This is a genomic window from Ammoniphilus soli (assembly GCF_040813775.1).
This window is the reverse complement of the sequence record NZ_JBEGDL010000001.1, coordinates 165,302-189,387: the sequence shown is the minus strand read 5'-3', so window position 1 is coordinate 189,387 and position 24,086 is coordinate 165,302. Positions and strand designations below refer to the sequence as shown.

The 24,086-nt window shown below is 44.5% G+C and carries 30 protein-coding genes; 14 read left to right on the top strand and 16 right to left on the bottom strand.

All coding sequences use genetic code 11. The features are described 5' to 3' along the window. Positions 1 to 109: 109 nt before the first annotated feature. Positions 110 to 406 (bottom strand): hypothetical protein, encoded by a 297-nt coding sequence (locus ABLT31_RS01025; RefSeq protein ID WP_367747716.1) that lies wholly within the window; start codon positions 404 to 406, stop codon positions 110 to 112. A 196-nt stretch (positions 407 to 602) separates the two neighbouring features. Here ABLT31_RS01025 and ABLT31_RS01020 point away from each other — a divergent pair, with 196 nt between their 5' ends. After that, positions 603 to 1,664, top strand: coding sequence for an NAD(P)/FAD-dependent oxidoreductase (locus ABLT31_RS01020; protein WP_367747715.1), 1,062 nt, complete (start codon positions 603 to 605; stop codon positions 1,662 to 1,664). Between the two features lie 131 nt (positions 1,665 to 1,795). Beyond that, entirely contained in the window at positions 1,796 to 2,194 is a 399-nt protein-coding gene (locus tag ABLT31_RS01015; RefSeq protein WP_367747713.1) for an RDD family protein, read from the top strand. Between the two features lie 18 nt (positions 2,195 to 2,212). Here ABLT31_RS01015 and ABLT31_RS01010 read toward each other — a convergent pair whose 3' ends face one another. The 6 genes from ABLT31_RS01010 to ABLT31_RS00985 form a co-directional block, all read right to left on the bottom strand. Next, positions 2,213 to 3,103, bottom strand: a complete 891-nt coding sequence (locus ABLT31_RS01010) for a selenium metabolism-associated LysR family transcriptional regulator (RefSeq protein WP_367747711.1) — start codon at positions 3,101 to 3,103, stop codon at positions 2,213 to 2,215. 12 nt (positions 3,104 to 3,115) lie between these two features. Further along, positions 3,116 to 3,865 (bottom strand): phosphonate ABC transporter ATP-binding protein, encoded by a 750-nt coding sequence (gene phnC, locus ABLT31_RS01005; RefSeq protein WP_367747709.1) that lies wholly within the window; start codon positions 3,863 to 3,865, stop codon positions 3,116 to 3,118. After that, positions 3,865 to 4,623, bottom strand: a complete 759-nt coding sequence (gene phnE, locus ABLT31_RS01000; RefSeq protein ID WP_367747708.1) for a phosphonate ABC transporter, permease protein PhnE — start codon at positions 4,621 to 4,623, stop codon at positions 3,865 to 3,867. Before phnE ends, phnC begins: the two co-directional genes overlap by 1 nt. A gap of 11 nt (positions 4,624 to 4,634) precedes the next feature. Further along, a complete protein-coding gene (gene phnD, locus ABLT31_RS00995; RefSeq protein WP_367747706.1) occupies positions 4,635 to 5,576 on the bottom strand; it encodes a phosphate/phosphite/phosphonate ABC transporter substrate-binding protein in 942 nt (313 codons plus the stop codon). A 129-nt stretch (positions 5,577 to 5,705) separates the two neighbouring features. Then, positions 5,706 to 6,311, bottom strand: a complete 606-nt coding sequence (locus ABLT31_RS00990) for a GerMN domain-containing protein (RefSeq protein WP_367747703.1) — start codon at positions 6,309 to 6,311, stop codon at positions 5,706 to 5,708. A gap of 12 nt (positions 6,312 to 6,323) precedes the next feature. Continuing rightward, positions 6,324 to 8,120, bottom strand: a complete 1,797-nt coding sequence (locus ABLT31_RS00985; protein ID WP_367747701.1) for an N-acetylmuramoyl-L-alanine amidase — start codon at positions 8,118 to 8,120, stop codon at positions 6,324 to 6,326. Between the two features lie 157 nt (positions 8,121 to 8,277). Here ABLT31_RS00985 and ABLT31_RS00980 point away from each other — a divergent pair, with 157 nt between their 5' ends. The 3 genes from ABLT31_RS00980 (at position 8,278) to ABLT31_RS00970 (ending at position 9,556) form a co-directional block, all read left to right on the top strand. Beyond that, on the top strand, positions 8,278 to 8,805 hold the full coding sequence (locus tag ABLT31_RS00980) for a gamma carbonic anhydrase (RefSeq protein ID WP_367747698.1): 528 nt from the start codon (positions 8,278 to 8,280) through the stop codon (positions 8,803 to 8,805). Between the two features lie 106 nt (positions 8,806 to 8,911). Continuing rightward, positions 8,912 to 9,109 carry a hypothetical protein gene (locus ABLT31_RS00975; RefSeq protein ID WP_367747696.1) on the top strand — a complete coding sequence of 66 codons (198 nt, stop codon included), beginning with the start codon at positions 8,912 to 8,914 and terminating at the stop codon, positions 9,107 to 9,109. A gap of 102 nt (positions 9,110 to 9,211) precedes the next feature. Further along, a complete protein-coding gene (locus ABLT31_RS00970; protein WP_367747694.1) occupies positions 9,212 to 9,556 on the top strand; it encodes a hypothetical protein in 345 nt (114 codons plus the stop codon). Positions 9,557 to 9,558: 2 nt separating this feature from the next. On the opposite strand, the gene ABLT31_RS00965 is transcribed toward ABLT31_RS00970, so the two are convergent. Beyond that, the gene (locus ABLT31_RS00965) at positions 9,559 to 9,825 is read right to left on the bottom strand and encodes a GIY-YIG nuclease family protein (RefSeq protein ID WP_367747692.1); all 267 of its coding nucleotides are present in this window, start codon (positions 9,823 to 9,825) and stop codon (positions 9,559 to 9,561) included. 308 nt (positions 9,826 to 10,133) lie between these two features. On the opposite strand from ABLT31_RS00965, the gene ABLT31_RS00960 reads away from it, so the two are divergent. The 3 genes from ABLT31_RS00960 (at position 10,134) to ABLT31_RS00950 (ending at position 12,746) form a co-directional block, all read left to right on the top strand. Beyond that, positions 10,134 to 10,424 (top strand): hypothetical protein, encoded by a 291-nt coding sequence (locus ABLT31_RS00960; RefSeq protein WP_367747689.1) that lies wholly within the window; start codon positions 10,134 to 10,136, stop codon positions 10,422 to 10,424. Positions 10,425 to 10,506: 82 nt separating this feature from the next. Continuing rightward, on the top strand, positions 10,507 to 10,998 hold the full coding sequence (locus ABLT31_RS00955) for a YajQ family cyclic di-GMP-binding protein (protein ID WP_367747686.1): 492 nt from the start codon (positions 10,507 to 10,509) through the stop codon (positions 10,996 to 10,998). 107 nt (positions 10,999 to 11,105) lie between these two features. Beyond that, entirely contained in the window at positions 11,106 to 12,746 is a 1,641-nt protein-coding gene (locus ABLT31_RS00950; protein WP_367747684.1) for a thiamine pyrophosphate-binding protein, read from the top strand. A 169-nt stretch (positions 12,747 to 12,915) separates the two neighbouring features. Here ABLT31_RS00950 and ABLT31_RS00945 read toward each other — a convergent pair whose 3' ends face one another. Further along, positions 12,916 to 13,428, bottom strand: a complete 513-nt coding sequence (locus ABLT31_RS00945) for a hypothetical protein (protein WP_367747682.1) — start codon at positions 13,426 to 13,428, stop codon at positions 12,916 to 12,918. Positions 13,429 to 13,572: 144 nt separating this feature from the next. Between ABLT31_RS00945 and ABLT31_RS00940 the strand changes: the two genes are divergently transcribed. Next, positions 13,573 to 14,826 (top strand): MFS transporter, encoded by a 1,254-nt coding sequence (locus tag ABLT31_RS00940; protein ID WP_367747680.1) that lies wholly within the window; start codon positions 13,573 to 13,575, stop codon positions 14,824 to 14,826. Positions 14,827 to 14,919: 93 nt separating this feature from the next. On the opposite strand, the gene ABLT31_RS00935 is transcribed toward ABLT31_RS00940, so the two are convergent. The 6 genes from ABLT31_RS00935 to ABLT31_RS00910 all read right to left on the bottom strand — a co-directional run bounded on the left by ABLT31_RS00935 (position 14,920) and on the right by ABLT31_RS00910 (position 18,587). After that, entirely contained in the window at positions 14,920 to 16,248 is a 1,329-nt protein-coding gene (locus tag ABLT31_RS00935) for a hypothetical protein (RefSeq protein WP_367747677.1), read from the bottom strand. Between the two features lie 89 nt (positions 16,249 to 16,337). Continuing rightward, a complete protein-coding gene (locus tag ABLT31_RS00930; RefSeq protein ID WP_367747675.1) occupies positions 16,338 to 16,781 on the bottom strand; it encodes a CBS domain-containing protein in 444 nt (147 codons plus the stop codon). A 193-nt stretch (positions 16,782 to 16,974) separates the two neighbouring features. Continuing rightward, a complete protein-coding gene (locus ABLT31_RS00925) occupies positions 16,975 to 17,217 on the bottom strand; it encodes a hypothetical protein (RefSeq protein ID WP_367747672.1) in 243 nt (80 codons plus the stop codon). A 27-nt stretch (positions 17,218 to 17,244) separates the two neighbouring features. Continuing rightward, positions 17,245 to 17,679, bottom strand: coding sequence for a glycine/sarcosine/betaine reductase selenoprotein B family protein (locus tag ABLT31_RS00920; RefSeq protein WP_367747669.1), 435 nt, complete (start codon positions 17,677 to 17,679; stop codon positions 17,245 to 17,247). A 25-nt stretch (positions 17,680 to 17,704) separates the two neighbouring features. Then, the gene (locus tag ABLT31_RS00915) at positions 17,705 to 18,205 is read right to left on the bottom strand and encodes a peroxiredoxin (RefSeq protein WP_367747667.1); all 501 of its coding nucleotides are present in this window, start codon (positions 18,203 to 18,205) and stop codon (positions 17,705 to 17,707) included. Between the two features lie 124 nt (positions 18,206 to 18,329). Then, on the bottom strand, positions 18,330 to 18,587 hold the full coding sequence (locus tag ABLT31_RS00910; RefSeq protein WP_367747664.1) for a hypothetical protein: 258 nt from the start codon (positions 18,585 to 18,587) through the stop codon (positions 18,330 to 18,332). A 155-nt stretch (positions 18,588 to 18,742) separates the two neighbouring features. On the opposite strand from ABLT31_RS00910, the gene ABLT31_RS00905 reads away from it, so the two are divergent. From ABLT31_RS00905 to ABLT31_RS00890, 4 genes are all read left to right on the top strand, one after another. After that, positions 18,743 to 19,471 (top strand): glycerophosphodiester phosphodiesterase, encoded by a 729-nt coding sequence (locus tag ABLT31_RS00905; protein WP_367747662.1) that lies wholly within the window; start codon positions 18,743 to 18,745, stop codon positions 19,469 to 19,471. A 184-nt stretch (positions 19,472 to 19,655) separates the two neighbouring features. Further along, the gene (locus ABLT31_RS00900) at positions 19,656 to 20,372 is read left to right on the top strand and encodes a cytochrome c biogenesis CcdA family protein (protein ID WP_367747660.1); all 717 of its coding nucleotides are present in this window, start codon (positions 19,656 to 19,658) and stop codon (positions 20,370 to 20,372) included. A 28-nt stretch (positions 20,373 to 20,400) separates the two neighbouring features. Beyond that, positions 20,401 to 20,934 carry a TlpA family protein disulfide reductase gene (locus ABLT31_RS00895; protein WP_367747657.1) on the top strand — a complete coding sequence of 178 codons (534 nt, stop codon included), beginning with the start codon at positions 20,401 to 20,403 and terminating at the stop codon, positions 20,932 to 20,934. Positions 20,935 to 21,025: 91 nt separating this feature from the next. Next, positions 21,026 to 21,151, top strand: a complete 126-nt coding sequence (locus tag ABLT31_RS00890; protein ID WP_367747654.1) for a YqzM family protein — start codon at positions 21,026 to 21,028, stop codon at positions 21,149 to 21,151. A 68-nt stretch (positions 21,152 to 21,219) separates the two neighbouring features. Here ABLT31_RS00890 and ABLT31_RS00885 read toward each other — a convergent pair whose 3' ends face one another. Further along, positions 21,220 to 21,870, bottom strand: a complete 651-nt coding sequence (locus ABLT31_RS00885) for a CoA transferase subunit B (RefSeq protein ID WP_367747651.1) — start codon at positions 21,868 to 21,870, stop codon at positions 21,220 to 21,222. A gap of 287 nt (positions 21,871 to 22,157) precedes the next feature. Between ABLT31_RS00885 and ABLT31_RS00880 the strand changes: the two genes are divergently transcribed. Then, positions 22,158 to 24,053: a PrkA family serine protein kinase gene (locus ABLT31_RS00880; protein WP_367747648.1), complete on the top strand. Its 1,896-nt coding sequence runs from the start codon at positions 22,158 to 22,160 to the stop codon at positions 24,051 to 24,053. Positions 24,054 to 24,086: the final 33 nt, after the last annotated feature.

Sequence of the window (24,086 nt, the reverse complement as noted above, 5' to 3'; positions counted from 1 at the left end):
ACGAGAACCTTCTTCATGCTGTTCAAATGATCGAATAAAGTTAAAAATCCTCACAGTATAAACAGGAAGGACATGCCATTTTATGGATGTCCTTCCTGTTGCTTATTTCTTATCGCCGAGCGCGCTGCTTTCGCATTACCAGCCGCTCCTTGGCTACATCATACGGATTATCAATCCTGATAATGTCATACAAAGGCATCCCTTTTGGAATGTGGTCCTTCAATTCATAAAACAGGACTGGATTTTCTTCTTTTAGGATCGTGATGAACTCAATCATGGGGGGAATGACATTCTTCGGAAGCCTGCGGTTTACTCCCTTCAAGAAGGTGAGCATTTTATGATGGTTTGTTTCCGGTGAAGCGACTAATGCTTCAAATTCTTCAATGAGTTCGATAAGATCAACCATGACTCCGCTCCTCTGTCTTGTTCCTTGCCTGATAGCACTGTAGCTCTATTTTATCAAATGGTGGAAAAACAGCAACCGGCTTGGGCATACTATATTCATAATGTGACTTTTTTCTAGTAAAGATTTGTACTTTTTCTCTATTTTATCTTAAAATAGATAAGGATTCTATCGCAACACATATGAGGTGTTATTAAGAATGGGAAAAAAACTTGTAATTTTAGGCGGCGGGTATGGCGGTATGAGACTGGTCCAAGGTCTCTTGCCAAAAATGCGGGATGATCATGAAATCATTTTGATTGATCGCCTTCCTTATCATACCTTCAAAGTAGAGTACTACGCCCTTGCGGCAGGGACAGAATCCTTGGCGGAGTTGACGCATCCTTTTCCGGAAGATCCTCGCTTGACCAAGATCTACGGAGAAGCTACAAGCATCGATTTGGCGGGCAAAAAGGTTGAAGTCCGTGACCACGATCCTATAGAGTTTGACGAACTCGTCATTGCTGTCGGCTGTGTGGACGATTACCAGAATGTCAAGGGTGCGGAAGAGAATGCCTTTAGCATTCAAACCATCAAGAAATCGCAAATTGCTTCACAACGCTTAACTACGTTAGATCCCTTTGAGCGAGTGATGGTCATTGGAGGAGGACTTAGCGGCGTGGAATTGGCTGCAGAACTGAGACAATCCAGGCCAGACCTGAATATTTCCATTGTTAATCGTGGCAAAGGCCTGCTGAGTCCGTTTCCTCAAAAGACCCAAGACTATGTTACGCAGTGGTTCCGGGACCATGACGTAAACTTGATCAATCATATCCAGATGAAAGAGATCTATCCTAATCATGCTATCCATGAAAATGGAAGCTTAGAATACGATGCCGTTGTTTGGACAGCCGGAATCAAGCCAGCGCCGATCACAGAGGTTATTGCAGTCGAACGTGACCATCAAGGCCGATTCATTGTCAACGAAGATTACTCCCTGCCGGAACATCCGGATATCTACATCATCGGGGATTGTGCTTCTGCTAATTTTGCGCCGAGCGCCTACCTGGCAGAAATGATGGCAGACCGGCTAAGGGATGTTTTGCTTGCCAAGTGGAAGGGACAAGCCATCCAGTTGCCTCAATTGAAGCTGAAAGCCGTATTTGGCTCTCTAGGAAAAAAGGAAGGATTTGCCATCATTGGTGACACGCCTTTACATGGAAGAGTTCCGCGTTTACTAAAATCCGGTGTTTTATGGCTATATAAGAGGCACCTTGGTTAAAAAGGCAAAATGGCTAGCTGATAATACATCAGCTGGCCTTTTTGTTTGTCAGGACCCTAGTTCACTTCATGTTCTTTGGAAAAGCCCTATTGGAATATATATAGGTAAACAAAGAATGAAGGTGAGCAGCTATGCCCATAATTCGCGCTGGATTTTGGCTTCGTCTGGCGGCGGGACTCGCGGATGGACTCCTTCTTGGATTATTCTGTTATGCCATCACAGTTGGAATGGATATCGGAACCGCAAAAGCAACGGAAACGATCGTCAACTTGCTTTATGCCACGTTTCTCCCTTTAGCTTGGGGCGGCTACACTTTTGGGAAAAGGCTGCTCCGCATCCGTATTGCCCGAACAGATTTTTTGCCCTTATCGCTTGGAACCATGCTTTTAAGAGAAGTTTTTGGAAAAATGATTTTGGCTTTGATCACTTTCGGCGTTACAATCCTCATTAGCGCCTTTATGATCGCTTTACGGGAGGATAAGCGGGCAATCCATGACCTGATTGCGGGAACATGTGTTGAAAAAAGCTAAATATTAAAAAGCGCCATCTCACTGGATGGCGCTTTTGCTTTGCAAAAATTGAACAAATGTAGAGATTACCGATTGGTTTTTTTGGTCCTCCATATAAGAACAATAAAACCTTCTTCGAAGCGTAAATTCCGGAATATCCACAACTTTAACGCCACCCAGCTTGAGGGCTTTCTCCGCGGCCAAGGAAGACACCGCAGAGATCCCTAGCCCCGCTTCAACGGCTGCAATGACGGCTTCCGTACTCTCTACTTGACCTGAAATAGGGAGCTTGCTCACATCAATTCCTGACCTAGTCAAATAAGCTTCCAATGTTCTGCGCGTATCTGATTCGGGTTCACGCATGATCCAGTCGGTTTCCGTCAGCATCGAAAGCTTCTCTACCGTTTCAGGCCATTCATAATCAGAAGGGATGATCAAACGCATATGATCCTCAGCTATTGGAAAGGAAGCCACTCCTTCCGTCGCCATGGGCTCTCCTGTGATGGCTACATCCACGGTACGGTCCCTTAGCCAACGAACCACCTCATTCGTTCCTGAGATGCGCAATTGAAGCTTTACATCCGGATATACATTCCGGTACGCTTTCAGGATCGGCGGCAGCAAGTATTCGGAAGGAATCGTGCTCGCGCCTAAAGTGAGTCTTCCTTTTACTTTGGTTCCCCAAACCTCTTCTTCCACCTTATCCCATAAAGACAGAATAACCAAGGAAGACTCATAAATCGTTCTTCCATGGCTTGTCAACTGAACGCCATCCGACTCCTTCGTAAGGAGCCTTGTCTTCATATACTCTTCCAGGGCCTGTATGCGCTGCGTAATGGCGGGCTGCGATACATTCAGATGCTTGGCTGCCTCCTTGAAGCTGCCCGTTTGCACGACTTTCACTAAAGCCTTGAGGTGGTTAAGGTTCATCAATATCAACCCTTATCTTTCAGAATTGGAATAGATCTTTTCTAAGGAAGAAGAATCAAGCTGGTGAGGAGCCCCATCAAAGACAATCCGCCCATGGGAGATTCCAATGATTCTCGTTGCATATTGTTTCGCTAACTCCACATCATGGAGATTAATGATCATCGTTATAGAGTCTTCTTCATTAATTGATTTTAGCAGATCCATCACACTTCTTGAAGTCAATGGATCTAGACTTGCAACAGGCTCATCGCCTAAAATTAGCTTTGGCTTTTGCACAAGGGCGCGCGCGATGGCTACGCGTTGCCTTTGGCCTCCGCTCAACTGGTCGGCACGCTGGTGCAACACATGCTTTAGCCCAACTCGTTCCAAAGCCTCCATAGCGCTCTGGACATCCTTTGGATGAAACCAGCAAAGAAGCGCCCTCCATATACTCATAAAACCCAGTCTTCCCACCAGCACATTAGCAAAAGCAGACAATCTTCCCAATAAGTTAAAAGACTGGAATATCATCCCTATTGAGCGCCGATAGCCCATTAATGCCGATTTTTTAAGACCCGTAATATTCCTTCCTTCCCATCGGATAATTCCCGCCGTAGGCTTGACAAGCAAATTAATGCAGCGAATGAGTGTAGATTTCCCTGCCCCGCTCAGGCCTAGAATGACTACGAATTCTCCCTCTTGTATGCGAAACGAGATGCTCTCCAATGCAGGACTAGTCGCTTTGGAATAATGCATCTTGAGCTGTTCCACTTCCAGCAGCATCAGATCACCCTCTTCCTGACGAATGTTCCCAAGTAATCGACGATCAGAACGAGCAGCATAATGACCAAGACTTCCGTGGCAACGAATGTATAGTTAAAAATCTTGAAATCAATAAAAAGCATATTCCCGATCCCTCCTCCGCCAATAAAGCCCAATATGAGCGATGTCCGGACACCTACCTCAAGCCGATAAAAGTAATTGGAAAGGATATTGGGAACAATCTGGGGCAAAATCCCGAAAAAAATAACCAGGAGCCTGGGTGCCCCGACAGAAGCAACGGCTTCTTGGGGACCTGGGTCAGCTGCTTCAATCAGTTCAGAAATCAATTTTCCCAGCACCCCAATATTATGGACAGCAATGGCAACGACGGCAGGAAATGGACCTAATCCCAAAGATGGCACCAATATCAGCCCCAAAACAATTTCAGGAACGGATCGAAAAAAGTTTAGCAGCCACCGCGTTCCGTTATACAATAAAGGAGAAGGCGAAGTGTTATAGGCAGCCAAGAAACTAAGCGGAATGGCTAGGATTATGGCAATAAACGTACCTAAGATAGCTATTTGCAGCGTGACGACTGCCGCTTTTATGGCTAACGGTAAAATGCTGAAGTCGGGCGGCAGCCATTTTGTATAAAGAAAAGTCAAACTGTTTCCGAGATCAAGAAATTTGCTCAGATCAAATTCTGTACCGATCGCACTCCAGATAATGATAATCGCTGACATAAATGTCAGCGACCATTTGGATATTTTTTTATTCAATTAACATCCCCCTACTTTAAACGACCATCTTGTTCAGCTGCTTTCCGAATAGCTTCATAATCTGAATTCTGGGCTTTGGTAAAGCCAGATGCAGCAAAGGCATCCAGAATTTCCTTATCTGTCACCTTCAAAAAGGCTTCTTGAATTTTGGCAACAGTCTCTGCATCTACATCTTTCACCGCCCACGGATATTGGAACAGCTTTTCCGATTGCCAGATCACTTTGTACAGTTCTCCATTAATTTTCCCATTTTCCTTCAAGGTATCAAAAATGGCACTATCAATTGCCCCTGCATCAACCTGTTTATTTTCCACTGCCAATGCGGTTGCATCATGACCGCCGGTAAAGATTACATTTTTAAAGTCATAGTCGTTATTGCTGCGATAGACTCCGCGTTCCTTTAACTCTATCCCTGGGATAAGAGACCCTGAAGTCGAGCTGGGATCACCAAAAGCAAAGGTAACATCCTTCGTATTTTTCAACAAGTCATCCAGCGTATTATATGGAGCGTCCTTATGTGCAATGATATATGAATAGTAGAAAGGCTCTCCTTTAATCAGCTGCGTCATGATCGCTTCCGCGCCGCTTTCATGATGGGCAATGACATACGTCAGCGGTCCGAAATAGGCCATATTCACTTTTCCGAAGTTCATCGCTTCAACTACACCGTTATAGTCCGGGTACACATCAATCTTTACAGGAATGCCTAGCTCGGTTTCAAAGTGTTTGCCCAATTTGCTTATGGCTTCCTGCATTTTCCCTTGATTCAAGGTAGGAATAACACCTATAGTTAGCGCTTCGGTCTTGGCCGGCTGCTCTGCCTTAGCTGGCTGGTCAGCTTTAGCCGGTTGCTCCGGAGTTGCTTCCTGCTGGTTTCCGCCTCCGCCGCAAGCGGTTAAGAATAAAGCAAACATCAAAATAAGGGTTAAACCCTTGTTCCATTTTTTAAACATGTTAATAATCTTACCCCCTATTACCTGCTTAGTTAAATCCTTTATCTATTTTAATAAGTATTACTTTAATTGTCCATAACTAAACTTTAATAAGTTTACATGAATTTTAGTATAAAAAAAGAAGCAGACCTAAAGGTCTGCTGCATCGTCTCTAGAGAAAGGCTCCAAAATTTCGATATGCCCATATAACGTCTCTGTTTTTTCACCATCTACCAATATTTGCACTTCATTGACCTCAGGGAATTGAAACATGGTTTGAAGCAAGGAAAGAATCATTAATCGTTCTATGCTGCTTCCGCCTTGTTCCCCTTGTCCGGATAAATCTAAAGTAAGCAATCCTTCCGCAAATTGAACGTTCAGAAGCTTCCACTTACTCCAAGGGGAGTAATAAGAGGGAACCTCTGTTGCTAGAGCTTGAAAAGCCAATTCATATTTGGACGAATCCTCACTCATGACAAGTTCACGTTCCAATTCCTTTAATTCCAAGGCTTCCTCATCCGTTAAAAAAATACGGATTTTCATGGTTTGTTCTTCAACGGCCGGAGTTTCTTCCGCTTTTGCTTCCCCGTTTTCTTTCCCTTCGTCCACCTTTTCAGGCTCTCCCGCTTCAATGTCATTCTGTCCCGCTTCAACGTCATTCTCTTGAGGTTCCGGCGGAAGGGATTGCTCGCTGCATCCGCTCAAAAGAGCAAGAACGACAAGCGGTAGAAGCAAGAATTTAACAATGCGTTTCAATGTCCTCACCTCTTATTGATAGGATACGTAATATTCATGGATGGCTTTTCCTAAGGCTTGGGCTACCCTTTTTTGAAATGCAGGGTCAAGCATCTGTTTATTTTCTGCCGCGTTGGTCAGAAACCCGATTTCAATCAATCCTGAAGGCATATTCGTATTTTTAATCACATAATAGCCTGCCTTTTTTGCCCCTCTGTCGGGAAAGCCGGTTGCTTCAACTAAATGCCTATGTAATACTTTCGCAAACTGTTCGCTTTGAGAGCTATAATAATAAGTCTCCGTTCCCCTTGTCTCAGGCTTAAAGGCATTGGCATGAATCGATAGGAACAGGTCAGCCTGCATCTCATTAGCTAATTGGACTCGATCTTGCAATGTTGGATATGTATCATCAGACCGAGTTTCTACCACCTGCAGCCCTTTATATTGCTTCAGTTCTTCTTTAAGCAGCTTCGATACGGCCAAGGTCAAATCCTTTTCCAAATTTCCGCTTACTCCCTTTGCCCCCGGATCCTTGCCGCCATGTCCAGGATCAAGCAGAATCAGGTAGCCTTCCTTCCTGGGCATTGTTTGCAGTGCCACTTCCCAGCCTTCTGATAAAGGATTCAGCTCATATTTCACTTTTTGGGCAAGCTCTACGACAATACGCACCGTTTGAGGCTCTAATGAAAATTGACTAAAGCGTATCTCCTGAACCAATGCCGCCGGTTCCGCAGCCGAGGATTCGTGCAATGACGGCGAAGGCTCCTCATTGATTGCTGCCTCAGTCGGTTCTACTGGCTCATCTGAAGAAGTTTCCAGAGGATCTTCCAATGACAGTTCTGCTCCACCGAGATCCTCTTGGCTGCTTTCTGCACTTGTACTGCTTTCAGATAGAACTGCCACAGGACTCTCTTTTCGAATAACACCCATTCCGCCATTGAACAGGCCCGTTTCTCTCATGTCCTCTCCAATGATTGTGTTAGGCAAATCTATGACTAGGCGATGTGGTCCTTCCATAACAAAGTGCTCTAAAGGCATCGGCGTGCTGGTCTTAATAATAATTTTCCCGTTTTCCTCTCGAACCGACTGCAATTTGCTTATTTTCTCGATCACAATCTTGCTTCCCTGATGTTCTACATTGGCTTGAAATTGATTTTCTAAAACAGACTGGGAGACCATCCAGCCCGTATCGAGTTTCCTGAGCTTCAACTGGCGGATTCCCTGATCTGCTATGCTTACATTAAGGTCTCCATATATCAGGCGATCAGCCTGATCCATTTCCGCGGTCTGAAATACCGCACCGATGAAGGGACTGATATCCTTTAGTGGAAAGTAGAGTTCATCCCCTAATTTAAGAACATTTTGATTCGGTAATGGTTTTCCGTTAGCTTCCAGAGAATAGGACTGGTTTACGATTACGCTTCGGGTTTCTTGTTCCCAACCTACGGTGGTTCCCAGCGATTCTCCGACAAAACGCAAAGGGACCAAGGTCCTTCCCTTGTCTATCACTGGCGGAACATCCATGGCAACCTCCTTGCCGTTAACCGTCGCCTTTTTTCGTCCGACATGCATGGTTAGATCAATTGCCTTGCTCTGGATGGTAACCTTGCGCTGCTGATTATCCCAGCCTACCTCAGCCCCCATCTCTTCAGCTATAATGCGAATCGGGACCATAGTGCGTCCTTGAACAAGCTTTGGCGGGACATCCGGATGCAGCGTCTGGCCTTCAATCATCAGTTGAATGGCGTTTGAATCCGCCTGCACAGGCGATGCCCATGGGAAAAGCAGCAGCATGAGCAGCATGCTTATCCCAAGACTAAATGCTTTCATTACATTATCTCTCCTCTCTTCCTTCGTCTTTTGACTGATTATGACAACCTTTGTCGAACTCCAACAAACTATTAGACGTATAGAATGGAAGAAGGTTTTGCTTTTTTATGTTAGAATTTACGTATTCCGATATAATTTGCTAAAAGGAGGACAAATCATGAGCGTACTTCCATATATGGGAAAATACCCTAACATTCATGACAGCGTATTTCTCGCTAAAGGCAGCCTCGTCAGTGGAGAAGTAACGATCGGCAAGGACAGCAGCATTTGGTACAATACAGTCATAAGGGGCGATATTGCACCAACTATTATAGGGGAACGGACAAGCATTCAAGATAACTCTACGCTGCATCAAAGCCCCGGCAACCCTCTCATTATAGAGGATGAAGTGACAGTAGGCCATAATGCTGTCCTGCATAGCTGCATCATTAGAAAGGGGGCTATGGTTGGCATGGGTGCCATCATCCTGGATGGCGCTGAAGTGGGCGAAGAAGCCATTATCGGGGCTGGTTCTCTTGTCCCTCCCGGAAAGAAGATACCTCCACGCTGTCTCGCTGTGGGGTCCCCAGCCAAAGTAGTCCGTGAATTAGGAGAAAGAGATTACTCGGAATTAAAACGGATCAGGCAGAGCTATGTAGAAAAAGGGCAGTACTATAAGCAGATTGAGAAAGAAGAAAAGAAGTAAAGGGACCCATTCGGATCCCTTTTTCAAGTGAATAAAAAACTATTTACATTAATATTTATTCGTTATAGAATAAGTGCATTATCACTTCCCGAGGAGCTGTATGTGCATGTTAGCCTATAAGTCTTTTTTAGATCCCCTTGTTAAAAATCACCCCACCCTAACCGTTCATTTGAAGGATAAAATCGTGACGGGAGATCTTTACAACACCTCGGCAAACCAGGTCGTATTGCTTGTCCATGGTGGGGATTACCATTTTGAAGTGATTTCTTATGACGAGATTCAACATATTGATTTAAGGGAATAAGCACCCTCTCCACTTAAGGATTGGGTGTTTTTCTCTTCATAAATCTTTTGTAAAACGGGAACAGTACGTTTGTGTAAGCAATTAACCTAAGGAGGACTGCTGATGGAACACCAAATTGTAGACCTGGTCACAGATTGGATTAACCAGCAGGATAATAAAAGGTCTTTTCTCATCAGCAAGGAAGAGGACGGGGACCTAGACCAGGTAGCCCTTGACCTGGAGGAAGTTCGATTGGGTCATCTCGACCATGCAGATCCAGATGGCTATCTTTCTCCCCAGTCCCTCCTATTCCGCGGACAGGGAACTATTATGACTGAATCAAAGGCTGGACCCCTGCCTCAAGACGTTTACGAAATCCCCCTTTTCGGTACATGGATCACCCAAAATAAAGGAACCAGCTTTCAAATTCGTACAGAGCGGGGAATCTATACTATACAACCTCATTAAGTTTACAAAAGGGGATCCATTGTTTTCAACGGATCCTCTATCCCTGCCTCCATCACCATCTTTTCCTTGTCGGATTTCTTGTATCCCTTAATTTCCTTTTCCCGTCTCAGCGCTGTCGATTTATCTTCGCATTCCTCCACGTATACAATATCTACTGGGAGCCGCACCCGGGTATAACGGGAGGCTTTCCCCCGATTGTGCTTTCTGAGCCTTTTATCCAAATCATTGGTTATCCCCGTATAAAGACTATGATCTCTGCAGCGTAGCATATAGACGTAATACAACTTGAATTATCCCTTCTATTTCCATATTTCTTTAAACTTGCTTCACATTATAACAAACTCTCTTGATATCTAACCTTAACAAAATTTTTTTTAAATTCCCAATTAAGTATTGAAACCGCTTTCGTTTTGATATATAATAACATTAACACCTTAACTAGCAGTTATGGTTTCTCTCCACTCCTATCTACTTGCCACCGATGTATTGATCGGTGGTATTTTTTTTGTGTATAGCTCTTCGCAAGAATGGACAAAAATGGGATGTACTGTTTCCAGATCGGATAGGAGGAAGCTGCATGCTAGCAAAGACCACATTATTTGACCAATACTGCTTAATTGAAGAAATTATTATGGATTTAAATTCTGCCTTGATTGAACATCTTAATCAAACTTCCCCCAGTCGCTTTCTCCCTAATTCCCTTTTTATAGCCCATGTGATTATGGTACGCCAAATGATGCTTTATTTTCTTCAAGGCCTAGAGCAAAACGATTGGATAGACGAATTCTCCGTCCTTTATCAGCGCACAAGGCGGCACTTATTTACCATTGAATTGATGCTTGAGGATTTGATTGCCTCATTCGGTTGACAGTGAGCTGGGAAATTAAGCCAACTCAATGATATAATGAACTAATGAAATACATTTTAAGAGAAGGAAAGGAGAATATTGAATGAGCAAAGAACACTCATTTGATATCGTTTCGAAGGTCGAGCTGACTGAGGTAAATAACGCTATACAATTAGCCCTTAAGGAAATCGAAAATCGCTATGATTTTAAAGGAAGCAAGAGCAACATCAGTCTAGACAAGGATGAAATCGTCATCCTTTCGGACGATGACTATAAGCTCGAGCAGGTTAAGGATGTGCTAGCAGGAAAGCTAATCAAAAGAGGGATTTCCCTTAAAGCCATTCAATACGGAAAAGTGGAACCGGCAACAGGCGGCACAGTGCGCCAGCGAGGAAAAATCATGCAAGGCATCGATCAAGACAATGCTAAAAAAATATCCAAGCTCATTCGTGACTCCGGGATAAAGGTCAAATCACAGATCCAAGGCGAACAGTTAAGAATCGTCGGAAAAAGCAGAGATGAGCTTCAGGAAGTGATCCAATTGGTTAAACAATCCGATATCCCCATTGACTGTCAATTTATCAATTATCGATGATTATTTATCAAAGAGTTCCCATGAAGGGAGCTTTATTTTTTTGTGAACAATAAGACAGGACAGGATGAATTTCCTTAGATTTATGGAAAAACCAAAGGAGGCAGGCCATGCAAAACAACTCGCGCACCGTTGCTCAGACCATATTGGACCAATTGCACCACTTTGGGGTGGAATATATCTTTGGCGTTTCAGGAGATGCCATTCTGGACCTGCTTCACTCCGTATCGCTGCAGGATAAGATCCGATTCATTGCTACTCGGCATGAATCGGCTGCAGGATTTATGGCTTCCGCTTATGCGAAACTAACGGGCAGACTCGGTGTGTGCATAGCCACCAGCGGACCAGGAATGGCTAATTTATTAAATGGGCTTGGGGACGCTTATGCAGATAAGGTACCCGTATTAGCCATAACGGGCCAAGTTCCGACTAACAAAATAGGGACAGAAAGTAAACAGTATATTGATCAGCAACGATTCATTGAGCCTTTGGCAGCCTATTCCGCATTAGTTTCTTCACCAGAATCCACTGTTTCCCTGCTTGACCGTGCTGTTCGTACCGCCATCAAGCAAAAAACGGTTACTCATTTGTCTGTCCCTAAAGACCTGTTTTCAAAAATTCAACCCATGGATCTGATACCAGAGAACCCCTTTCTGTATCGTCAGCCTCTAACTGACTTGAGCAATGTATCCAAAGCAGCACAGTTCTTAAATCAATGCAGCAGGCCTATGATTTATGTAGGTAATGGGGCAAAGGGGTGCCGGGAAAATATCCGCCGCCTTGCTGACAAGCTGGGAGCCGGTATCGTCTCTACCCTTGGAGCCAAGGGAATCATTCCTGAGAACTTTGAAATGATGTTAGGCGGAATAGGAGAAGGCGGGAGTGAGCAAGCTGCCGCATTGCTCAACGAATGTGATGGGCTCCTGATGATCGGCGCAATGTGGTATCCTAAGAAATTCATGTCAAGTTCCATACCCTTTATACAAATAGAGCTCGAAGCAGACCATATTCATTTCGATAAGAACCTATACTCGGCTATCATTGGGGATGCTGCGGAAATCCTTGGACCTCTGGAGGAACAAATTAGCCGGTCTGTTAATATTCAGTGGTTAAATCGTATAGGAGCAGCAAGAACAGAGTGGCTAGCTGAGCTTGAACAAGAACAGAAAAGTGAAGCAACCCCTATTTCTCCTGCAAGGGTCATGGCAGCTATCCAGCAAGCGGCGGATCCCGATGCGCTTATTACATTGGATACAGGCGATCATACGGTTTGGTTCAACCGTTCGTTCCGCACGGTGAATCAGGAAATCCTGTTCTCTGGAACTTGGCGGACATTAGGATTTGGACTGCCGGCTGCAAACGCAGCCCAGCTGCAATATCCTGATCGCCAAGTGATTGCAATTGTAGGAGACGGCGGATTTGCCATGAATTTGTCCGAACTGGCAACAACAGCAGCGTACGGCTTGCCAATCAAACTAATCGTTTTAAACAATCACTCTTTGGCCATGGAAGAAAATAAAATGCAGTTTATGGGATTAAATGCTTTTGGAGCAAAGCTAGTCAATCCATTGTTTGTTCAAGTAGCCGAAGCCTTTGGAATACAAGGCATCCGCATTGAACAGCCAAATGAATTGGAAGCAGCCATAAAAAAAGGGCTCGCCGCATCAGGCCCTGTTTTAATGGAAGTCATCAGCTCAACGCAACCATCGCCTCTTTCTAAAGTCAAAGCAACAGCACCTGTCTTAGTATAGGATGTTATCCCTTTCAAAAAAAAAAAAAAAGCGCCCACAATGTGGGCGCCAAAGCAATAAACTCTCACCTAACAAAACCTTGTTAGTATATATATAACATATCATATGTTTTAGAATTAGGAAAGAAATTTGAAATACTATGTCGAGAAAATAATTGGACCCTTTACAATTACTTGAACGATCTGACTAATTCCTCCAAGTTACCTTCCTCGTCAATGTGATACTCACGGTACATGCCTTCTTGCTCAACATCAAGGAGAAATAATGCAGCAGATCTTACCAGACCTGCCTCTGTCCAATCGATAAACAGCAGCGCCTCAATTTTCCCGGCCATCAACCCTTCAAGGTCTACCTTATCGATCCCTTGGTCATCAAAGGCATAGTTCTCCTTCTTTCCTTTGTCGTAGCGCCAGGTTTCCGTGCCATCCATGGCATTTTCCACGAGTGTAAAGTCTCTCCCGAAGAGGTTGCTTATTTCCTCTTCGCTCATTCCTGGGCGCAGCTTGTCCACAAACAAGGATTCGGTCTTTTCCCCTTCAGATGGCATTTCCCCTTTAGATGGCAAAGCTTGCTCTGAAGCGGCAGGCGTCTCGATAACTTCCTGCTTGGTTACAGCCTGATCTTGGCAGCCCACCACATATGTACTCAATAAAACGGGTATTAGGGCTCTCCACTTGCTCATTCTAATCAACTCCTAACAATAATTTCTACGCGGAACCCGGAAAAAGGTTGCTGTTTCCTTCCATTCCCACTTATTTTCCTGCAGTATTTATCTCTAATCAAGCCACAATAAGGAGAGTGAAAAACCTTTCTGGGAGTTGATGACATGCCGAAATCCGGATCCCCCTTAGAACTGACCACTCTCGCAGCCATTCCTTTGGTGATGGTTCTCGGAAATTCTATGATCGTTCCTGTTCTTCCGACTATGGAGAAAGAGCTAAACCTGACTCAATTTCAAGTAAGTCTTATCATTACTGCCTTCTCCTTTGCAGCAGGTCTTATCATACCCTTTGTGGGTTATCTTTCTGATCGCTTTGGAAGAAAGGTTATTATCGTCCCGGCGCTCATCCTCTATGGGATCGGAGGAATCGTAGCCGGCTTAGCCGCTTGGCTCATGGATGAGGCATACAACATCATCCTCATAGCCAGGATCGTCCAAGGAATCGGGGCGGCGGGAACAGCCCCTATTGCTATGGCTCTCATCGGCGATTTATACTCTGGATCAAAAGAGTCAAAAGCGCTAGGGTTAATTGAAGCTACAAATGGCCTAGGAAAAGTCCTTTCGCCCATCTTGGGATCATTACTGGCTCTTCTCGTCTGGTACGCCGTATTTTTTGCTTTTCCCGCACTCTGTTTTCTGACGGCCGTTGCTGTCTGGTTTTTAATTAAGGAAAAGAAGCCAGAAAAGCCAAAGCCGCTAAAACAATATCTTGCAAGCCTTAAGGAAGTATTTAAAGAACAAGGCGGTTGGCTTATCACGGCATTTTTTGTAGGATCGACAGGTCTATTCATTTTGTTTGGTGTATTATTCTATCTTTCAGACATATTGGAAACCGATTATAAGCTTGATGGTGTTCCAAAAGGTGGAGTCTTAGCTATTCCGCTGATGGCTATGGTCACCACAGCTTACATAACCGGAGGAAGAATCAAACAAAATAAGCCATTGATGCGCAAAATCATGCTGACCGGTTTATTTATCTTGACCGCAAGCCTTACAACCGTAGCCTTCTTTAAGCAACTATATGTGATGATCGGGCTATTAACCTTAGGAAGCATCGGCACGGGATTATTGCTTCCATGCCTCAATACACTCATTACTGGTGCCGTTGCAAAATCCGAAAGAGGTATGATCACTTCCCTGTATAACAGTTTGCGTTTTATTGGAGTGGCGGTAGGTCCCCCCATCTTTAGCTGGCTTATGGGAATATCCCATCAGACCTTGTTCTTTTCAGTGGCCGGACTAGCTGCATTTGCTTTTCTGCTCACCTTTTTCTTCATTAAACCCGGGGCAAAGACTAAAAAAGACTCAGGAAAAGCAGAAGGAAAAACAACTTTATTTCAAAAGGTGCCAGCAAAATAACTACTAGAGAGGGTCTTTCAAAGGGCCCACTTTTTTTGTGCGAACTAAAAAAAGGGCTGCCTTGATGATACAAGGTAGCCCTTTTCTGTCAATCTAGATTAGATATTGACCGCTTCCGCTCTCACGTGCAATGTCTTGTCTTACTTGTTGCGGATTGGTGTTGGAAAAGCCTTGCTGGAACATGGCTTGTGCACCTTGTCCAAACGCTCCCAATTGATTTGCCGCACCAAAACCAAATCCGCTTTCATTTGCAATGTCTTGTCTTACTTGCTGGGGATTGGTTCCTGCAAAGCCTGGCTGCAACATCGACTGGGAGCCGCCCGCTGCTTGAAGAGATCCAAAACCGCCCTGATTGCCTCTAAACTGATTCACTTCTTGGGCAATATCTTGTCTTACTTGCTGGGGATTAGTACCTGCAAAGCCTGGCTGCAACATCGACTGGGAGCCGCCAGCTGCTTGGAGAGATCCAAAACCGCCCTGATTACCTCTAAACTGATTCACTTCCTGGGCAATATCTTGTCTTACTTGCTGCGGATTCGTTCCCGCAAAGCCTGGCTGGAACATCGACTGAGAACCGCCTGCTGCTTGGAGAGATCCATAGCTAGATTGGCTTCCCCCGAACTGGTTCACTTCTTGGGCAATATCTTGCCTTACTTGCTGGGGATTTGTCCCTGCAAAGCCTGGCTGGAAAATCGACTGAGCGCCGCCCGCTGCTTGAAGCGATCCATAGCCCCCTTGAGTGCCTCTGAACTGATTCACTTCCTGGGCAATGTCTTGTCTTACTTGCTGCGGATTCGTTCCCGCAAAGCCTGGCTGGAACATCGATTGAGAACCGCCTGCTGCTTGGAGAGATCCAAAGCTAGATTGACTTCCGCCGAACTGGTTCACTTCTTGGGCAATATCTTGTCTTACTTGCTGCGGATTTGTCCCTGCAAAGCCCGGCTGGAACATGGATTGTCCGCCGCCAGCAGCAGCCTGAAGAGATCCAAAACCGCCCTGATTGCCTCTAAACTGATTCACTTCTTGGGCAATATCTTGTCTTACTTGCTGCGGATTCGTTCCTGCAAAGCCTGGCTGGAACATCGACTGAGAACCGCCTGCTGCCTGAAAAGATCCAAAGCTCCCTCTAAACTGATTTGTTTCCTGAGCGATGTCTTGTCTTACTTGCTGCGGATTCGTTCCTGCAAAGCCTGGCTGGAACATGGATTGTCCGCCGCCTGGGTAGGATCCGGCAAAACCGCTGTTGAAACCGCCTTCTTGAGCAATATTTTGCCTCACTTGCTGGACATTCGTGTTGGCAAAGCCAGGCTGCATCATACTCTGGGATCCTCCCCCGAAGTTCGCAAACTGGTTTCCATACAGATCTTGGCGAATGTCTTCACGCACTGCTTGTGGATTTGTTCCTTGATAGAAATTCATCATATGTAATTACACCTCCTAACGATATCATCTGCAGATTTGGAAATTATATGCATTGTTTTTTATAAAAAAAAAGACACGAACATCGCGTCTTAACTTTCACTGAAATAATTTAATATCTTTTGTAAAACAGCTTGCCTAGTAAGGATCCCCATAAATACATTTGTCTTATCTATGATCGGAACATAAGCCCGATCAATCATGAGCTCCAATGCAAAAGATAACGGAGTGTTTTCCCAAATTCCCATATAGTTTCGGTTCATTGCCTGATGAACGAAATAATTAGGCAAATCATTGTAATTGATGTTCTGATTTTCACTCATAAAATCAAGGATCAACGTTTTGCTGATTAAACCTTCTACTTGGTTCTGCGAATTAATTACCGGAACCGACGTATACCCAGAGCGGGTAAGCTTGACTAAGGCCCGTTCCAGCGTCCAATCAGGATGCATGGTCACGATCTTATCTTTATGTAGGACAAGACTCCTTATTTCTTGAGACATAAATTGTTTTTTGTCCATCCCTAAGCTGCTCAAAAAAGGTACCCTCCTTAGCCCACTGATCAAGAGTGATCATTAAACTGCCTTTCAATAGTTACTGTACCCTTGATGCGCAGGTCTGTCAACTCAAAGAAAACGCTTCCCTTTTTCGCTATAAAACAGGCCATCCGTTTTTTCCAAAAAAGAAAAATGGCTCATTAGTATTAAATACTAACAAGCCATTTTCTTTTTATTCGTATCCCGGGAAATCCATCAAATGAATTTGCCCCGGTTCCTGTTTTGTAACAAGTTGCTCTAGAGCAGCTTGGATGACTTGGGTTTGGGTATCCTTATCATGCGGTTTGCCGAGGGAATGTCCAAACTCAAATCCATTCGGATGAATAGCTCTCGGAGGCCTCATTAAGCCGGATTGCTCCACATCGAGAGTAACAAGAACCGTCGGAATTCCCTGTGCCTCAATTGCACGCTGCACTGTAACTACAGTGCGATGGCAAAGCGGTCAGCCAGCAGTCAGAAGGACTGCATCCGCCTTGGAGCGGACTACTTCCTTCACTACGGCAGGGATGGTTACCTCATTGATTTGTTTCAATCTCATAGCATATCCCATCATGGTAACATGCTTTTCCGCCAATCCCTGTATCTTTCCTTCATTTGCCAGCTCTCTCAAGCGGTCAATAGGAAAGACGCAATTGATATCTTCCTTTGGAGCATCCGTATTGTAATGCTCTTTCGGAGCGGCATGAGTAACCGTCAATTCAGAGGCTTGTACATCTCCTGGAATCACGCGATATGTAGAGTCCCCTTGAGCAGTATCCGTACTGAAAGCTTCCTGTTCCTTAAGGTGCACACCTGAGGTGGAAACAATCATCAGGGTCATTTCACTCAAGCTTTTTTGATTCGGAGTATATGGAATGGCTTTTCTGGACATTTCCATAAGCTTCAGCTCCAGACCTGTTGATTTATAGCTTTCTTAGGATTTCGAATAATTCTTCGTTATCAGGCTGTTCAGTGATTGGGTGAACATCGATGAAACGAACAATTCCTTCTTTATCAATGATGAATAGAGCACGCTCAGAAGCTCCAAACGCTGGTTCATCTGCATTTGTGCGAAGAACGCCAAACTTCTCAGCAATCTCCCCGTGAGGATAGAAGTCAGACACCAACGGATATGTAATTCCGCCAATAGACTTTTGCCATGCTTCATGGCTTGGAATAGAGTCAACACTAATACCCAGAACCTGGGTATCAAGCTCTTCAAATTTGGACAAATCGTCCTCATAAGAAGGCATTTGCGCTCCTCAGACAGGTGTCCAATCTAGAGGATAAAACGCGATGAAAACATTTTGCTTGCCTTGGTAATCGCTCAGAGAAACTGTGCGGCCACCATGTGCTTTTGCTGTGAAATCTGGAGCCTTGTCGCCGACTTTTAGCGTCTTGGTTTCAGTTGCACCTTTTGGCATGTAATTCCCCTCCTTTGATAATTAAAGTCAATACTAGTATACCAACTTGTCCACGAAATACAAAGTGATTTAGCACATTTTCTCAATAAATTTTAATTTATATATAAAATAAGAAAAAATTATTCTATTGCTGCCCTTCTTCAGGAAAACAGCCTTCAAAGCGCTCCCGTATATCATCGATTTCATACACTGCATTATCCAGCATCATCTGAACCCTTTCGTTATCCTCCGTTTTATCCAGGAAGACAACTGTATCCACATCGATTTCTACGCCTAACTGGTATTCATTTCCTTCCCTCACAACAAACGCACCAAGATCACTATGGGCAACTATCCCTTTGCTTCCTACGAAGTCAGATTTCCTCATTAAATGCGGCTTCAATATTGTAGACCTCCTCATTTAGCTTTTCCATATCTCACTCTTAGAATGGCGATTATTCCGTAAAATATGCCCAAGATGCACGTTCACTCTTGGCATAGCCTTACATCGGAAGCATAAGATGTAGAGGAACTTACTTTGCACAGGTGGGAGACGCTATGAACTCAAAGCTCAAGATCTTTGCCCACAGGGGGGCATCCCATATCTACCCTGAAAATACGCTGCCCTCTTTTAAAGAAGCCATCCGCAGAGGAGCTAATGGCTTAGAGCTTGATGTGCAGCTTTCCAAGGACGGGCACCCTGTCGTGATCCATGACGAAAGCTTGAACCGCACGACCAACGGGACAGGACTAGTCAAACATTGCACGCTTAGGGAGCTTAAGGAACTAAGCGCCGGAGCATGGTTTCATCCCCGTCATGCTCACTTGAGGATCCCTACCCTTGAAGAAGTGTTTTTAGGAGCAAAAAAGTACCCAGTGTTCCTAAATATTGAGATGAAAAACCTGTTCATTCGTTCCGAAAATTTAGAGGAGCGGATCATTCAATTGATTCTTAAATACGATTTAACGAATAGGGTCATTCTATCCTCCTTTAATCCGCAAAGTATTGAACGAGTAAAGAAGATAAACCGACACATCACGACAGGTTTCTTGTATTTCGGGAAGTTAGATGAACCTTGGAAGATGGCCCATGAATTAGAAGCCGAATACCTGCAGCCCCCGATTAACGTCATTACACAGGACTATGTGCATCAAAGCTGGCTTCACGGGCTACAGGTTTGCCCCTATGGCGTAAATCAGTCTCATGAACTCTCCCGAGCACTTCACTGCCGAGTCGATGGCCTCATTACCATTTATCCCGAAAGAGCTCGAAAACTTGTAGAATGAAGTAGAATAATCTTGCTACTCGTGAAACATTTTTAGCTCCCATCCCTCAGAGCGATCCGCAACAGGGGATGGATTTTGTTTTATCCTCATATTTTCTTCACACTACCGAAGGCTCACTGCCTTTCCCCTTATTTCAATTCATGATAGAATCTATAAAGGATTTTAACTATAAGGAGTGAATCATTTGAATACAGCGGCAGACCCTACCATATGGCTAGCTCTGGGAGCCGGTTTCTTATCCTTTATTTCGCCATGTTGCTTGCCTTTATACCCCTCCTATATATCGTATATTACTGGAATATCTGTCTCGGAACTTAAGGAAGATCGTTCTGTTGTGTTAAGAAAGGCAATGGTCCATACCCTTTTCTTTGTTTTGGGCTTCTCAATCATTTTTGTCTCGCTAGGCCTCACAGCTACCTTACTGGGGTCGATCTTTCGGCAATACCAGGATTTGATTCGACAACTGGGAGGCATCCTGATTTTGGTTATGGGCCTTTTTATGCTAGGATGGTTTAAGCCCACTTTATTCATGAAAGAAAAGCGTCTGGAATTTGCAAGTAAGCCGGCAGGCTATTTAGGCTCTACCCTGGTTGGCGTATCCTTCGCTGCAGGATGGACTCCTTGTGTCGGGCCCATTCTTACAGCGGTTTTAGCGGTCAGTGCCAGCAACCCGTCCCAGGGATTGCCGCTGATTATTTCCTATACTCTCGGTTTCGCCCTTCCCTTTATCCTCATGTCCTTTTTTATAGGAAGAACAAAATGGATTCTTCGTCATTCCGCTAAAATGATGAAGGCGGGTGGCGCCATTATGATACTGCTTGGCATTCTTCTATATACTGATAAAATGACCGACATTACGATCTGGCTTATTTCCATTTATGGAGGCTTTACAGGATTCTAACGAATTCCCAGAGGAGGAATATAGAAACGTGAAACGCAACGCGATTGTCCTTGCGATAATTATTCTTTTCGCAAGTTTGGCCTTGTATGGAAACCTGAATAAAAGCGAAACGGATAATGCAAACAAAGAACGCCGCCCAGAAGCGGGATTTGCTGCCCCGCTTTTCGAACTCGAGGGCCTTGATGGGAAGACCTATGCTCTAGGAGAGCTGGATAAACCCCTTATCCTTAACTTTTGGGCCTCCTGGTGCGGTCCCTGCAGGAAGGAAGCTCCGATTTTAACAGGCCTTTATGAAAAGTATCAGGACGATATTGAGATCTGGGCAGTGAACGTTGCCGTGAATGACAAGCTTGAAAATGCCAGATCCTTTGCCGAGCATTATCAATTTACCTTTCCTGTACCCCTAGATTCGTCAGGATCCGTTATCAACCAATATCAAGTCATTGCGATCCCGAACACTTTCTTTCTAGATCGACACCAAAACATTGTCAAGGTGGCAACAGGCTTGCATTCCCAAGAAGAAATTGAAGAAATCGTGAAACAGCTGATTTCCATCCCATAGTTATTTTTTGGACATAAGCATGTCACAAATTCGAATACCACATACTAACGTTATATGGTAAGATGTAGGGTGAAGATGGAGGTGAAGAGTCATGGAACACAAAAGAGATTTGAAGCAAGATGATATCGTGGATAACGCCATTGGCTTTGGCGTATCGTTTGGATTCTTCTTACTCGTTGCAATCATCTTTACGGTTGCGAGCCTGTTTCAGCATTAATTTCTTAATTCAGAAGTACATACAAAAAACCGGAACTTTCGTTCCGGTTTTTTGTTTATATCTGCCGATTAATTCGTTATAAGGTGTTCGCTTACAGAAAACTGCGCTTCCGTTTTTTCCTTTATTTCTTCCACCGAGCTGCCTGGCTGAACTTCTACAAGAAGCATGCCTGCTTTCGAAAAGTCAAAAACAGCCAAATCGGTAATTAATCGATGAACGACTCCCTTTCCCGTTAAAGGAAGGGTACATTCCTTTTTTATCTTCGATTCGCCATGCTTATTCACGTGCTCCATAATGACGATCACCCGTTTGGCCCCATGAACCAGATCCATGGCTCCGCCCATCCCCTTCACCATCTTGCCGGGGATCATCCAATTCGCGAGATCCCCTGACTCCGAGACCTCCATTCCCCCAAGTATCGCTAAGTCGATATGGCCTCCGCGTATCATGGCAAACGATTCTGCACTATCGAAATAGGAGGCTCCCGGGACCTCCGTAACAGTTTCTTTACCCGCATTAATGAGATCGGGATCCACCTCCGATTCCGTCGGATATGGCCCTATTCCCAATAAGCCGTTCTCAGATTGAAGCATTACGTTATAGTCACGGGGAATTTCATTAGCCAACAAGGTAGGCAACCCGATGCCAAGATTGACATTCATCCCATCCTTGATTTCCTTTGCCGCCCGCTTGACTATCAGCTTGCGTACATCCTTCATAAAAGCTCCCCCTCCCTTACGCTCAAACTATAGTGCGCCTTAGATAGAGTCAATCTGAGCAATCGCTCATCACAGGTGTGGAAGTGTGTTTATACTACCATTATATTACATTGACTTTTTTTTACAATATTTAGATTTCCGGTTGATCAAAATATCCTTCTCGTGGAAAAGTTGGGAAAATTCACGATTATAACTCAAAATTTTGGTCAACAATGATACTAATTCAAATACTTCACGATGAGACAGGAGAGCCACATTATTTTATAAGAAGGAAGGAGCAACAACACATGGGGATCTTAAATCTACTTGACGACTTTCATAACGAGGAAAGCAACCTGCAATGGAGGGGGACTTTTGAGAACTACCTGGAGATGGTCAAGCAAAATCCAGCCATTGCCCAAACCGCCCACTCCCGCATTTATAACATGATCATGAATGCTGGCGTAGATGAAACAAAGGGAGCTAAAAAATACAAGTTTTTTAGCGACACAATGTACGGACTGGATGATGCTATCGAAAGGCTGGTTGAAGACTACTTCCACTCCTCCGCCCGTCGCCTGGATGTAAGAAAAAGAGTTTTATTGCTGATGGGTCCCGTGAGCGGCGGAAAATCGACGATCGTGCACTTACTGAAGCGCGGCATGGAGAACTTCTCCCGTACGGATGCCGGAGCTGTTTATGCCATTGAAGGCTGCCCTATGCATGAAGATCCGCTTCACCTTATCCCGGAAAGACTTCGGCCCCACTTCGAAGCGGAATATGGGATTAAGATTGAAGGAAATCTCTGCCCAATGTGCCGCTTTAGACTTCGGGAAGAATGGCGCGGGGAAATCCGCAATGTCCCTATCAAAAGAATACTTTTCTCTGAGGATGATCGGGTAGGAATCGGTACCTTCAGCCCTTCTGATCCTAAATCCCAAGATATTTCGGAACTGACGGGAAGCATCGACTTTTCGACTATTGCGGAGTACGGCTCGGAATCCGATCCTCGCGCCTATCGATTTGATGGAGAGCTAAACAAGGCCAATCGCGGATTAATGGAGTTTCAAGAAATGCTGAAATGCGATGAGAAATTCCTCTGGAATCTCTTATCCTTGACCCAAGAGGGCAACTTTAAGGCCGGAAGGTTTGCTCTTATCTCAGCTGATGAGCTGGTAGTCGCGCATACGAATGAAACGGAATACAAGTCCTTTATCAATAACAAGAAAAATGAAGCACTCCATTCCCGGATCATCGTCATGCCGATTCCATATAATCTGAAGGTATCCGAAGAGGTCCGAATCTATGAGAAGCTGGTCAAGCAAAGCGACCTAAAAAGCGTGCATATCGCTCCACACGCCCTTCGTGCAGCTGCCATGTTCAGTGTCCTGACAAGGCTGAAGGAATCCAAGAATCAGGGATTAGACCTGGTTACCAAAATGCGTCTTTATGATGGGGAAGAAATGGAAAACTTCGGCGCATCCGATCTGAAGGAACTCAAGAATGAGTTTGCCGAGGAAGGTATGTCCGGCATTGATCCCCGTTATGTCATTAACCGCATTTCCAGTGCCTTGATCAAGAATGAAATGACATGTATCAATCCGCTCAATGTCTTGCGGGCCCTGAAGGACGGATTGGATACCCATCCTAGCATAACATTAGGGGAAAAAGAGCATTTTATGAACCTTATTGGAATTGCTAGAAGAGAGTATGACGAAATCGCAAAGAAAGAAGTACAGAAGGCCTTTGTCTACTCTTTTGAGGAATCTGCCAAAACGCTGTTAAACAATTATCTGGACAATGTCGAAGCATTCTGCCACGGGAAAAAGATTACGGATCCCATTACCGATGAGGAAGTCGATCCGGATGAGCAGTTGATGCGTTCGATTGAAGAACAGATCGGCATTTCCGAGAATGCCAAGAAGGCTTTCCGGGAAGAAATATTGATCCGCCTGTCAAGCTACGCAAGAAAAGGCAAGCGTTTTGAATACGATTCTCATGATCGCTTAAGGGAAGCTATTGAGAAGAAGCTTTTTGCAGACCTTAAGGACGTTGTGAAAATTACCACATCGACCAAGACGCCAGACGAACAGCAATTGAAAAAAGTCAATGAGGTAACAGCGAGATTAATGGATGAACATAATTATTGCCCTCATTGCTCGAACGAATTGCTGAAATATACCGGCAGTCTGCTTAATAGATAAAACAGGTTCCAACTTCTGTGTTCAAGCTCTTTG